The 12,763-nt window shown below is 41.5% G+C and carries 11 protein-coding genes; 4 read left to right on the forward strand and 7 right to left on the reverse strand.

The genetic code is table 11. The annotated features are described in order from the left end of the window. Window positions 1–2: 2 nt before the first annotated feature. The gene (locus tag HMPREF1150_RS00850; RefSeq protein ID WP_009660499.1) at window positions 3–524 is read left to right on the forward strand and encodes a DNA topology modulation protein; all 522 of its coding nucleotides are present in this window, start codon (window positions 3–5) and stop codon (window positions 522–524) included. 14 nt (window positions 525–538) lie between these two features. Here the strand turns inward: HMPREF1150_RS00850 and HMPREF1150_RS00845 are convergent, their stop codons facing one another. Further along, window positions 539–1,114, reverse strand: a complete 576-nt coding sequence (locus HMPREF1150_RS00845; RefSeq protein ID WP_002895666.1) for a TetR/AcrR family transcriptional regulator — start codon at window positions 1,112–1,114, stop codon at window positions 539–541. Window positions 1,115–1,249: 135 nt separating this feature from the next. Here HMPREF1150_RS00845 and HMPREF1150_RS00840 point away from each other — a divergent pair, with 135 nt between their 5' ends. Both HMPREF1150_RS00840 and HMPREF1150_RS00835 read left to right on the forward strand, forming a co-directional pair. Next, entirely contained in the window at window positions 1,250–2,092 is an 843-nt protein-coding gene (locus HMPREF1150_RS00840) for a DegV family protein (RefSeq protein ID WP_009660352.1), read from the forward strand. Between the two features lie 104 nt (window positions 2,093–2,196). Continuing rightward, complete coding sequence (locus tag HMPREF1150_RS00835) at window positions 2,197–2,970, forward strand: XRE family transcriptional regulator (RefSeq protein ID WP_009660399.1); 774 nt, start codon at window positions 2,197–2,199, stop codon at window positions 2,968–2,970. 75 nt (window positions 2,971–3,045) lie between these two features. Here the strand turns inward: HMPREF1150_RS00835 and HMPREF1150_RS00830 are convergent, their stop codons facing one another. Both HMPREF1150_RS00830 and HMPREF1150_RS00825 read right to left on the reverse strand, forming a co-directional pair. Next, a complete protein-coding gene (locus HMPREF1150_RS00830) occupies window positions 3,046–4,683 on the reverse strand; it encodes a hypothetical protein (RefSeq protein WP_009660466.1) in 1,638 nt (545 codons plus the stop codon). Continuing rightward, window positions 4,673–5,416: an ABC transporter ATP-binding protein gene (locus HMPREF1150_RS00825; RefSeq protein ID WP_009660324.1), complete on the reverse strand. Its 744-nt coding sequence runs from the start codon at window positions 5,414–5,416 to the stop codon at window positions 4,673–4,675. The genes HMPREF1150_RS00830 and HMPREF1150_RS00825 overlap by 11 nt, the downstream gene beginning before the upstream one ends. 196 nt (window positions 5,417–5,612) lie before the next feature. Between HMPREF1150_RS00825 and HMPREF1150_RS00820 the strand changes: the two genes are divergently transcribed. Then, window positions 5,613–7,079, forward strand: coding sequence for an alpha-amylase (locus HMPREF1150_RS00820; RefSeq protein WP_083842694.1), 1,467 nt, complete (start codon window positions 5,613–5,615; stop codon window positions 7,077–7,079). Window positions 7,080–7,123: 44 nt separating this feature from the next. On the opposite strand, the gene HMPREF1150_RS00815 is transcribed toward HMPREF1150_RS00820, so the two are convergent. The 4 genes from HMPREF1150_RS00815 to HMPREF1150_RS00800 all read right to left on the reverse strand — a co-directional run bounded on the left by HMPREF1150_RS00815 (window position 7,124) and on the right by HMPREF1150_RS00800 (window position 12,655). Then, window positions 7,124–9,805, reverse strand: a complete 2,682-nt coding sequence (locus HMPREF1150_RS00815; protein ID WP_002912309.1) for a MucBP domain-containing protein — start codon at window positions 9,803–9,805, stop codon at window positions 7,124–7,126. 12 nt (window positions 9,806–9,817) lie between these two features. Continuing rightward, window positions 9,818–10,933, reverse strand: coding sequence for a glycosyltransferase (locus tag HMPREF1150_RS00810; RefSeq protein WP_009660435.1), 1,116 nt, complete (start codon window positions 10,931–10,933; stop codon window positions 9,818–9,820). A 97-nt stretch (window positions 10,934–11,030) separates the two neighbouring features. After that, window positions 11,031–12,068, reverse strand: coding sequence for a M42 family metallopeptidase (locus HMPREF1150_RS00805; RefSeq protein ID WP_009660515.1), 1,038 nt, complete (start codon window positions 12,066–12,068; stop codon window positions 11,031–11,033). Window positions 12,069–12,187: 119 nt separating this feature from the next. Further along, on the reverse strand, window positions 12,188–12,655 hold the full coding sequence (locus tag HMPREF1150_RS00800; RefSeq protein ID WP_032905768.1) for a hypothetical protein: 468 nt from the start codon (window positions 12,653–12,655) through the stop codon (window positions 12,188–12,190). Window positions 12,656–12,763 lie beyond the last annotated feature (108 nt).

Here is a 12,763-nt window from a genome sequence, read left to right on the forward strand (position 1 = left end):
GGATGAAAATAGCAATTATTGGTTATTCCGGCTCTGGCAAATCCACTCTAGCAGCACAACTGTCCAACCACTATTCCATTCCCAAACTTCACATGGATAGATTGCAGTTCCAACCTGGCTGGAAGGATAGCGACCGTGATTGGATGAGTGAACAGATGGATAATTTTTTGTCAAAAAATACCGACTGGATCATTGACGGCAACTACTCCTGGTGTTTTTATGAACGTCGGATGGCAGAAGCAGACCAAATCATCTTTCTGAACTTCTCTCGCTGGAACTGCCTTTATCGAGCTTTCAAACGCTATCTAAAATACCGCAATCGGACCAGAGAAAGCATGGCTCCAGGCTGCCCCGAAAAGTTTGACTGGGAGTTTATCTGCTGGGTTCTTTGGAAAGGACGACGTCAGACTGCACTGGCAAGATATAAGAAAATCCGACAAACTTTTCCTCAGAAATTCTACGAATTAAGAAATCAAAAAGAACTGACCAACTTCTTACAGAACCTTAAAACAAGCGAGCCCTAATGACTCACTTGTTTTTATTTGATTTTCTTTTTCTGGGGAAAGAGGGGCAGACCTAAAGAAGCTATTTTTTCAGCTGGAACCTTCATGCCGTCCTTAATCCACTTGGAAAGAACGGAAACAACTGCCGAACTCCAGAAGGAATTCATGTAAGAGTTAGTCGTTTTCTTAGCATTGCGATTGCGCTTTTCCAAAAAGTCAAATACAGCCTGAGTCAGTAGCTTTTCAAAATTATAGTCGATGGCTAGGCTGATAACCCGAGCTTCTTTCTTAGCTTCCTTAAAAAGAAAAAGCCAAATTTGGTACATCTCAGTTTTAAAGTTAAACTCTTCTAATTTATCCGTAATACCTTGAACAGTATTTTTAAAAATCTCTTCCAGAATCTGCTCTTTAGAGCTATAATTGCGGTAAAATGCAGCGCGGGAAACCCCTGCTCGCTCAACCAGCTCTGAAATCGTAATTTTTTTGAGTTCTTTCTTCTCCAACAGCTGCATGAGAGAGATTTCCAGAGACTCTCTCGTGATTTGATTGGATTCCTGATTGTATTTCTTTAAATTCGCGAGTGATTTTTCCGATATTTTCTTTTCCGACATAACAATTTCTTCCCTCTTGTCTCAGCTGACAGTTTCCGCTTTCTAGTAAGCATTCTTCATGTTATAATTGTAAAAAAAGACAGGTTTTTTGTCAATTTTTTTATTGTACATACTTGACAAAAAAAGGAGAAAAATATGACTTGGAAAATTATAGCTGACTCTGGCTGTGACTTTCGTGAAATGGCAAACTTGGCTAAAGACACACAGTTTGAAAGTGTTCCCTTGACCATTCAAGTGGAAAATGAAATCTTTGTAGATAATAAGGAACTTGATATTGACCTGATGATGGAGAAGATGTATGCTTCTTCTGCTGCTTCAAAGTCCGCCTGCCCTAGTCCAGATGACTATCTCAAAAGCTTTGAGGGAGCTGACAAGATCTTTGTGGTGACTATCACTGGAACTCTATCTGGCAGCAATAATAGTGCTCAGGTTGCTAAGAAAATCTTTTTAGAAGAACACCCTGATGCCCAGATTCATGTCATTGATAGTCTTTCTGCTGGCGGCGAGGTAGACTTACTTGTGACTAAACTCAACGAACTCATTCAGCAAGATCTTAGCTTTGATGAAGTTGTTGAAGTCATTAGTCGCTATCAAGAGAAAACTAAACTTCTCTTCGTTCTGGCAAAGGTAGATAACTTGGTCAAAAACGGCCGGCTTAGCAAGCTTCTGGGAACCGTTGTCGGCTTGCTCAATATCCGCATGGTCGGTGAAGCTAGCCAGACTGGTACTCTCGAGCTTCTACAAAAGGCACGCGGTCCGAAAAAGGCTCTTGCTTCTGCAATCGAAGAGCTACTGAAAGCTGGTTACAAGGGTGGCCGACTCATCATCGCTCACCGCAATAACGAAAAGTTCTGCCAGCAATTTAGCCAACTGGTACAAGAAAAGTATCCCCAAGCTCAAATCGAAATGGTGCCGACTTCAGGACTCTGCAGCTTCTACGCTGAGGAAGGCGGAATCTTAATGGGCTACGAAATTTAATACAATATCTAAAAAAGTAAAGGATTAGGTTAAGATAATTGATCTAATCCTTTACTTTTTCGATTTAATTCGCTATAATTGAAACAAGTAAAGGAGTTGATATTATGGCCAGAGGAAGAGGCGCCGCAAGCCCCCAAGACAAGGAAGCAAGTCTTCTCATTTCTAAAAAGCTCAAAGAACTTCTCAAGGAAACAGGTAAAAAACAAGTCGAACTATCTCGTGAAACAGGCATTCCTGCTAGTACACTGACTGGCTATATCAAAGGAACATCTCTGCCTATTGCAGCCAATCTAGAAAAGATTGCAAGATTTTTTGAGGTAGAGGTTGAAGAAATTGACCCTCGTTACCGACTAATTGCAGACATCCCTCAGCAATTCCCCGATTTAAATCGTATTTATCAACAACTTGATCAAGACAGACAGGGGAAAGGATTAAAGCTACTGGAAGCTAGCCTGACTGAGCAAGAAACACATGCCAGCTTAAAGGACGACTACTTCCCCTACTTGGTCCATGAAAACTACTACCTCTCTCAGCATAAACCTGAACAAGCTGATTTAGTCTGGTTGGACAGAGAAATTGACTACGATATTGCTCTTTGGGTACGAACAGACTCGTTAGAGCCCAAGTATCCGAGGGATTCCGTAGCGCTAATCAAGCAGACTCATTTTGAGCTTGCCGGTGCTATCTATGCTATTGACTATGACGGCCAAACCATTATAAAAAGGGTCTTCAACGATCCATCCGGTATTCGTCTGATTTCCCTTAATAAAAAATATAGTGACAAGTTTATTCCGCATGAGGAAGAGCCTAAGCTCATCGGCCGAGTCATGGCGACTTTCATGCCACTGGATGTAGAAAAAATACAGAAAAACAATTAACAGCTCTGCGAATGTGCAGAGCTGTTATTTTTACAGTCAAAAAATCAGAAAGTCTTTCGACTTCCTGATGCTTGTTTAATAAAATACTACTAGCTCTTCATTCAGCTTTTTCATGTAGTGTTTGTGGACTATGTAAGACAACACAGCTAAGCCTGCTAAAACTAGAGCGACTATCACATAAATTACCAGAGGCGCAAGAACATTGGATATAAAGAAGAGAAGAGTAATGACAATCACCATTCCTAAAATCAGAGCGATGGCTAAGAGAGTTTTCACCATATTATTATCTCGGCTCATCAATTCTGTGACATTGGACCAATTAGTCACCAGATGCTTGTAGTCTCGGTAGTAACCCCAAGAACTCCACATTAGACTAATCAAGGCCCAAACAATCACCATGCCCAAGAAAGTCAATGGATGCATACCGGAAACAAGGCTGGTTATCAAAAGCAAGGTCAAAGGCAGGATAGACTGGACGGCAAAGAGTTGCCAAAACTTCAGATGAATATATTGCTTCAAATCAAAGGGGAGAACCTTGAGATAATCAAAATTTTCCCTTTCCAGAGAAATCCCAATAGCCGTAAGGTTGCTGCCGCCTGAGTTTAGAGTTGCAATCAAAACAGCCAGAGCCATCATTGGCAAGAGGAAACGTGGTCCCAGATAAGAAGTCAAAGACAGGCCACCTTGTATCATGCCCATTCCCATACTGAAAATGACAATGTAAGGGAGAAAGGCCGACATAAAGATAGCTTGCATAATGACAGAACCCTCGCTCAAGAGCCTGATATTGTAATGCCAGACAAACTTTTTGAGATTTTTTGCTTCCGCAATATTGATGTCATGCACGCGCTCCCGCTTTCCTACTGAAGAGCCCGTCATGAGAGCTGCCTCATAAAACTCTGGAATCACCTTGGTCTTTACGATGAAAAATAGAAGAGCCGCAACTGCAACCCATCCCAAAAATCCCAGCAAGGAAGCTGTATGAAAAGGATGAAGGATAAAATCATAAAAGGCCTGAACTGGCGGAAAGAAAGCTTTGACCTCTGTACGATTTACAACGCTTCTGCTGTTCATTTGATTAATCATAAAATAGAGGAAAAAGGATCCAACGGAAACAAGAGCCAGAATGACATTGGACAGGATGGTCTTGTACTTCCTGAAAAAGACTGTCTTGGTAATGAAATGGACGGCAATCAGAATCAGAAAGGTGATGACTGAACTTAAAATCAGAATAGCAAGCAGAGCTAAGGGCAGGCCCAAGAAAGGATTACCACCTTGGAAAGTCAGAACCAAGAAATAACTGAACATAGGCAAAATGGCAATCAGCAAGGTCAGAATAACTGAAATGCTTTTGCCGACGATGATTTCTGCTTCGCTAAAAGCGTAGGGACGATAAGACTGCAAGTCCTTGCTTTCATAAAAGACATTGTAAAAAACCAGAAAGCCCTGAGACATAGAAAAGAGAGCAAAAGCAGAAACCAAATTGGCAAAGAGACCAGGATTGCCAACCAGTTGGTTCAGGGAGCCCATCAAGCCGAAAAGAAAGAGATAGACCAGTCCTAAAATCAGATACATGCGGATGGCCTTCAGCGATACATTGACCTTGCGCTCAGGATTCTTAGCTTGCATCTTGCGGTACTGTTGCAGCTGAGACGGCTGAATAGCATAGAGGATGTTGATATCAACGAGTTTTTTTATAGCTTTAATGCGCATCAGGACTCACCTCTTCTCTACGGCCTGCCAGACCAAGATAAATGGTTTCAAGAGACTGTTCTGGATGTTGGCCTTTTAGTTCTTCAATCGTTCCGTAGAAAATCAATTTCCCTTTTTTGAGAATGGCCACCTTATCACAGAGCTGCTCTGCAACTTCCAAGACATGGGTTGAAAAGAGAACTGTATTTCCTTTATCTGCATGTTCCCGCATCATTTGTTTGAGGTCAAAAGCTGCCTGCGGATCAAGACCAGTCAGCGGCTCATCCAGCACCCAAATATCCGGGTCAGACAAAAGCGCCGCTATGACGAAGACTTTTTGCCTCATCCCATGAGAAAATGAATCAATGACCTCATACCGATGAGAGCCAAAGTCGAAAATATGGAGCAGATTTCCCAGTCGCTCTTCGACTTCAGCATTTGTCATATCGTAAGAAGTCGCTACCAGTTCCCAGAACTCATTGGCAGTTAGGCGCAAAAATAAATCTGGTGAATCGGCTACATAGCCGATTTTTTTCTTGACTTCCAAGCGATTAGCTGATAATTCTTTCCCATCTACAATAATCTGTCCACTACTAGGATTGATGACGCTGACCAATGACTTAATGGTGGTAGATTTTCCCGCGCCATTGTGACCAATCAGACCGACGATTTCTCCGCTCTGCAAGGTTAGATTCAGCTGATTGAGAGCTACCGTTCCTTCATAAACTTTAGTGACATCTTTAAATTCAATCATAAGAGAGCTCCTTTACCGATTTCTATACAGATTAGTATACTCTTTTTGCGGCTTTTTGTCTCAGCTAAAAATGTTTCATTTTCAATTTTAAAAATATTTTTCAAATTATAAAAGAGTTAAATATCTATGAGAGTGAAAAAACGCAAACGATTGCGCCTTTCTGCTTCTTTTGGTACAATAAAGCCAATCAGTGAGAATGAAGAGGAAAATTTATATGGAAAACCAAACCTTAATGCAGTATTTTGAATGGTATCTGCCAGATGACGGTCAGCATTGGAACCGCTTAGCGGAAGATGCACCAAACTTAGCAGCGAAAGGAATTCGCAAAGTCTGGATGCCGCCAGCTTTCAAAGGAACTGGCTCTAATGATGTCGGATATGGTGTATACGACCTTTTTGATTTGGGAGAATTCGACCAAAAAGGGACCGTCCGCACAAAGTATGGATTGAAGGAAGAATACCTCCGAGCGATTGAAGCGCTTAGCCAAAACGGTATCGAAGCTATTGCAGATGTGGTTCTCAATCACAAGGCTGCAGCTGACTATAAAGAGCGCTTTACCGTTGTTGAAGTAGATCCTAACGACCGCACAAAGGTCTTGTCAGAACCTTTCGAAATCAAAGGCTGGACTAAGTTTGTCTTCCCAGGCCGCAAAAAAGCCTACAATGACTTCGAATGGCACTGGTACCACTTCACTGGCACTGACTATGATGCTAAAAACAACAGGTCAGGCATTTTTCTCATCCAAGGCGACAATAAAGGTTGGGCAAATGACGAGCTAGTGGATAACGAGAACGGTAACTACGACTATCTGATGTATGCGGATATTGATTTCAAGCACCCTGAAGTCATCCAAAATCTCTACGACTGGGCTCATTGGTTTATTGAAAGCACTGGTGTACATGGCTTTCGCTTAGATGCTGTCAAGCACATCGATTCCTTCTTTATGAAGAATTTCATCCGTGATATTACTGAGAAATACGGCGATGATTTCTATGTCTTTGGGGAATTTTGGAATAGCGATGAGAAGGTCAATAATGATTATCTAGAAAATATTGACTACCGCTTTGACCTAGTCGATGTTAAACTTCATCATAATTTATTTGATGCCAGCAAATCTGGAGCCGACTATGACCTACGAACTATTTTTGACCAAACACTTGCAAATAATCATCCTGAATCAGCTGTAACCTTTGTGGACAACCACGATACTCAGAGAGGGCAGGCCCTGGAGTCTACAGTTGAAGAATGGTTCAAGCCTGCGGCCTATGCTCTCATACTTCTAAGAGAAGCTGGATTGCCATGCGTCTTTTACGGAGACTACTATGGCATTAGCGGTGAATTTGCTCAAGAGAGCTTTCAAGAGCTACTGGATAAACTCCTAGACATCCGTCTCAATCTTGCTTATGGTGAGCAGACCGACTACTTCGACGATGCCAACTATATCGGCTGGACTCGTCAAGGCAAGGACAACGGTCAGCCAATCGCTGTCCTTATCAGCAATGCACAAGCAGCTAGTAAATCCATGCTTGTCGGTACGGAATGGGCTGGCAGAGAATTCAGCGACTATCTGGGCAACAGCTCTCAAATCGTAACCATTGACGACCAAGGCTGGGGAAAATTTCCTGTGGAGGAAAAATCAGTTAGTGTCTGGAGTGTCAGATAAGTCACAGCAAAATATGGAAACAGAAAAATAAGACCAAATTGGCCTTATTTTTTTTGTTCTTTCTTGGAATATAGTAAGCTAAAGGAAGCCAAAAGGCTGATGATTGCTGCTCCCAAGAATGATGAATTTTTGCTTCCAGTATTTGGTAATTGATGTTTGGACACTCGAGCCAGAACAGGAGTAGTCTCAGAGTTTTCAACCCTTACAGGACTCTTCTGCTCAGAAATTTCTGTTCCCAAAGCTATTTGAGTCTTCGTTTTTGGCGCGTATACATAAGTTCGAACGCCATTTGCATCCGTTACAGAAACAAAACCATATTTTTCAAAATCCTTTGCATCAAGTAAACCAAATTCTGCTGCTGCCAATGGCCGTCCATCTACATCTAGGAAACGAGTGATTTCAATAGCCGGCTTATCCACAATCGGAGCGTCTGATGGCAACTCATGAACACTTGCTCGGTAAACATGAGTGCGGATGCCGTCCTCGTCGCTGCTGGACTGGAAGTCATAGTTAGCAATACTCTTAGATGCCACTAAACCTCGCTCTGGGTCTGATAACTCTTGACCACTTTCATCTACAAAGCGAGTCATTTCCAAGATTGGTAGGTCTTTACTTGGAGCTTCTGACGGTACTTCATGCACGCTGGCACGATAGACATGAGTGCGAATGCCATCCTCCTCAGTACTAGACTGGAAATCATAGCCAGTAATACTCTTAGATGCCACCAAACCTTGCTCAGGAGCTGATAATTCTTGACCTGATTCATCAATAAAGCGGGTCATTTCCATGACGGGCTTGTCTTCACTTGGAGAGTCTGACGGTACTTCATGCACGCTGGCGCGATAGACATGAGTGCGAATGCCGTCCTCGTCACTGCTGGACTGGAAGTCATAGTTGATAATACTCTTAGACGCCACCAAACCTTGCTCGGGAGCTGATATCTCTTGGCCGTTTTCATCTACAAAGCGAGTCATTTCCATGACTGGGCGCTCTTCGCTTGGAGCGTCATTTGGAAGTTGGAACTGATTACGCATGTATACATAAACGATTTCTTTAGTCATTCCTGCCTCATACTCTCCAGACTCATCATAAGTGTTTGCTAGGCGAGATTTATAAGTATAGAGCTGATTCTTATAGGAAATAAGAGGTTTAGGGCTGACAGTGTATCTGGTCTTACCCGGTTGCTCATCAGTAATAGGGTTAGCAATGACATTGCCCTGCTCATCTTGGTAACGGACAAGCACTTTACCTGGATCTGTCTCTCCTTCCCTGACCTTCTTAACATCTGAAAGTTTAAAGACAAAACCATCAGTTTTTACCGACCTGAAAAGTTTATCTATCTCATGTTGGTCAGGCTCATAGCCACCTACTGTATAACTCCCCGATTCATAATGTTCATCTACCTTTTTAAGTCCACCATCCGGTGTCTCTATCATCCAAGGGAAACCTGCTATTTCAATAGTATAATCTCTATCAATGTAATAGCGTGTCTTATCACCTGGTTTCATAAGATACAATTTATAGTGAAAGGTCTTTACATTATCACGTCCAAACCATGGATTAGTGAGAGATGGGTTATTTCCTAGCCAATCAATATAAACCATATTACCAATATCGCTCTCACTTCCAAAAAAGTTATTCTTCCTATTATATTTTCCTAAATCCCAGCTTATTGGCATCATACCGCTATAATCAAAAGGTGAGTAACGAATTGCAACATCGGAATATCCATTCAGTCTTGGATCTATTATAACAGGACTTATTTCACGATTATAAAGCGAATCATAATACTTGATTTCCTTTCCATTGAGAAAAAGTTTTTGAAAGAAAGGATTAATAGCGTGATATAAAGTACTACTTCCAGCGTCAATTCGGAACATATCTGGGTTTTTAAGAAAGATTTGTTTAATCTCTTTCATAGATAATACTCTATTATTCGAATCAGGTAAATAAATTCTTGAAAACCCCTCCTCAAATGTCATACCTGAAACTCTTCCGAATAGCATATTCAAAAATTTGTTGATATGAATCGTATCATCTAGAGTCAAATCCAATTCTGAGCGCGGAATAATAGCTTTTGGTATCTTAGCTACTTCTTCTGGCGTTGGATTTGGATTGAATATAGACTCCCACTTATTCAAAAAGAAGAGTGCTGTATTGTTTTGAATAAGTGATTGTTCCGGATATATATAACTTGAACGAACTTCCTGAAAATTATCATCTTTAACTAGATTTAAATTTTCTACTTGCTTCAAATCAATGTATTTAAAGACCCCATCCATCTTGCGGATAGCATAAGCATGATCATACTTTTTAGCTTCTTCTTCTATTTGCTCCACAGACTGTATCTCTGGCATGACAGATGTCATGGTTGCAGCTTTTGTAAATTCCTCTATCTCTCCCTTAGTATGAAAATCATAAAATTCTTGAGCTAACTGTTTGATTTCAGGAGAGACTTGAGCCGCGCCATTCTCCCCTTGTTCTGAAATGGTCAGACCAGAAGATCCCTCAGTCTGATTTGGTGTATTTTTGATTGTCCCATCATTTTGCAGTTCTTGATTGACAGGAGGTGTCGCCTGGTTATTCTGGACTTGATTCCCCTCTGTTTCATTATTTACCTCATCTGCTTGTACAGTCACTGCCATTGTCCCAGCAAGCAGTAAAGACAGAGGAATTGGAACTAATTTCATTCCCATTTCTACTTTTTTCCCTAAAGTCTTTTTCATATTATTCTCCTTTTAATCTCCTATTTTTGACATTTTAAAAACTTTTTCCCATAGATTGATTAGCAATTCTTTGTTATAGCGATGGGCAAGTTCTTTGGATCTTGCCGAAAATCCCCCCCATTCTTTTTCTCCAAATTGGCTAAATTGCTCTAGATGGGCAATATATTGATTAGCATCATTTTGCGGTATCAGCCAGCCATTCTCTCCATGCTTAATATAAGCGCGATTGGCATAACGCACATCCAAACCTATCAGAGGTAAGCCATTAACTAGAGCTTCGTAAAGCGATGTCGCAAAGGCTTCCGATAAGGAGGTGCTAATATAGACATCATAAGCTTGAAAAGCCACCTGAGACTGATAGCCCTTAAAATGAACCATATCTTCCAAATCATTGAGCTGAACGACATCTTGCAGCATAGGCATATCTGGACCATCTCCATAGATATCTAACCTAAATTGCTCATACCCTTTAAATTTGAGCAAAGCCATGATTTTCAGCAATAACAGAACATTTTTCTCCTCAGACAAACGACTAACTGTCACCAAGCGAATATCCTTAGGATCAAAGACTCTCTCTCTTAGATATTGGACCACTTGATCTGCATAGGTTGTTGGAATAAAGAGGGCCTTATCCCTCATCTTTTGAGGCAGATAAGCCTCTTGGCCTTCCCCAACCAAAATCAAAGAGTCTAATACATCCTGATCCAGCCAGCTCATCACCTTTTTATTTAACTCTTGTCCGAGGGCAATCATATGATCCTGATGAAGGACGCGAGCTACATGAAAATCTTGCTCACGTCTCAAGAGAATATTTTCTGGAATATCCAGACGCTCCATCATCAGCCAGTCTTCTGGCTCAAGCTCCTCCTCAGCAAACTCCTGCAGACTCCTACCAGCTAATTCTAAGCCCAGAAAACGGACTTTACTCCTATCAATTCCCAAGGCTTCATAACTGTCCAACACAATCTGCCTAGAAGAGGCATTAGCATATATATCTGTATCCGCTTCAGAAACCCACAATTCATAAGGCACTTTCATTTCTTCAAAAAGTTCAAATCGATTGCGGAGGGCAATGTCAATCCCAAACGCCCTAGAACGGATACAAGCATCCACACAAACTACTTTCATTTTCTCCCTTTTAACCTAAAGTAATTCTATATAATAATATCTCACAACTTACAATTTTATGCAAGCGTTTCAGATGATTTTTTAAAAATTTGATTTCTCACTCCACCAAGCCACTCCTTAGATAAGCATCCACCATGCGCTCTGTCGCAACAACTGAATCAATATGGGTACGCTCATAAGAGTGGCTAGATTCGATACCTGCCCCTAGCAGGGCATGCTTGACTTCTGCTCCTGCACTCATGGCTGCAGAGGCGTCTGACCCGTAAAATGGATAGATGTCCAATTTGTATGGAATGCCCTGCTCCTTAGCCAAATTTACCAAATGCTGGCGGAAGCCATAGTGATAAGGCCCTGAAGCATCCTTAACACAGATGGAAACCGTATACTCATCCGTCTGCTGGTCATCACCCATAGCGCCCATATCAACAGCCAGATACTCTACCGCTTGCTCCGGCAGGCTGGAATTAGCCCCATGACCAACCTCTTCAAAGACACTGAAAGCAAAATGCGTCGTCACTGGCAGCTGAATATTTTCCTCTTTATAAACGCGCAAAAGATTGAGCAAAATAGCTGCGCTGATCTTGTCGTCCAGAAAGCGAGACTTGATAAAGCCTGACTTGGTAACTGTGGTACGAGGATCAAAGGAAATAAAATCCCCGACTTCGATTCCTAAATCCCGCGTTTCTTTCTCACTTGTCACCTTTTCGTCCAAACGGACTTCCATATTGTCCTGAGTTCGCTCAACCGTCCCAGCATCCTTGTAAACATGGCAGGAAGTCTGGTGAACTAAGATAGTCCCACTGATAGTCTTTCCACTGCTGGCCACATGGACCAGACAGTTTTCTCCTTCAATCATGTTCCAAGGGAAACCGCCAATCCGATCCAGCTTGAGGCGACCGTCAGACTTAATAGCCCGAACAATAGCCCCCAGTGTATCCACATGGGCAGTCACTACCCGATACTGGGCGTCATTTTCCCCCTTAACCACGACATGGACGCCGCCTTTATTGGTCCGAACAGGCTCATAGCCCAATCCTTCCAGCGTTTGTACCAAATAGTCTGCCACCTCAGCCGTAAAACCCGTTGGGGAAGGGATAGCCGTTAATTCTTGTAAATATTGAACAGTTTGATTCATGAATGTCTCCTCATCGTTTTTCTTTATTATAGCACAAAGAAAGCCTGAGCAAATAGATTTTCAGCAGGCTTTTAATGATTTTGAGAAATTATGACACCTCAATTACTATCGCCGTACTGCTACTCTTTCTCCTCCTGGACTTCAATCTTTTGCAAATCCCAAAAGAAGAGATTGCCCAACAATCCTAAGAGAAAAAGCAAGAGAGGAATGGCATAAGGTGCTAAGGGATTATAAGCTTCTCCAGCACTAATTTTCATCTGAGGGCCATATGGAGCTATCAACTGATAATAATTAAGACCGCAAAACAAAATCGAAAAGAAAAAGATAGAAAAGTAAAGCCGATAGAGATGCCCTAGCAGCTGTCCTTTGAATAAATAAGTAACTTCCCCCATCAGTGTTGCAAAATTCGTAACAGCAAGTACAAAATAAGCAATGACAACAGGAACTAATAAAAGAAAAAGGTAAAGATAACCATAAGCAACCCCCGGCTCTGGCTCAATTCCCGAATAACCGTACAAATACACCAGTAGATACAAAACTAGGGGCAAAAAAGGAATCACCCTAAACTTCCTATTTTTCATCAACATCTCTCTTTAAACAAAGAAACTTTTTCTTATTTTATTATAACAAATCTTCTTAATAAAACAAGAATTCACTTTTATTTTCAAGTATTCATTGACTGTAAAATCAAGCTT

The sequence above is a fragment of the Streptococcus sp. AS14 genome, assembly GCF_000286495.1.
GTDB lineage: Bacteria > Bacillota > Bacilli > Lactobacillales > Streptococcaceae > Streptococcus > Streptococcus sanguinis_P.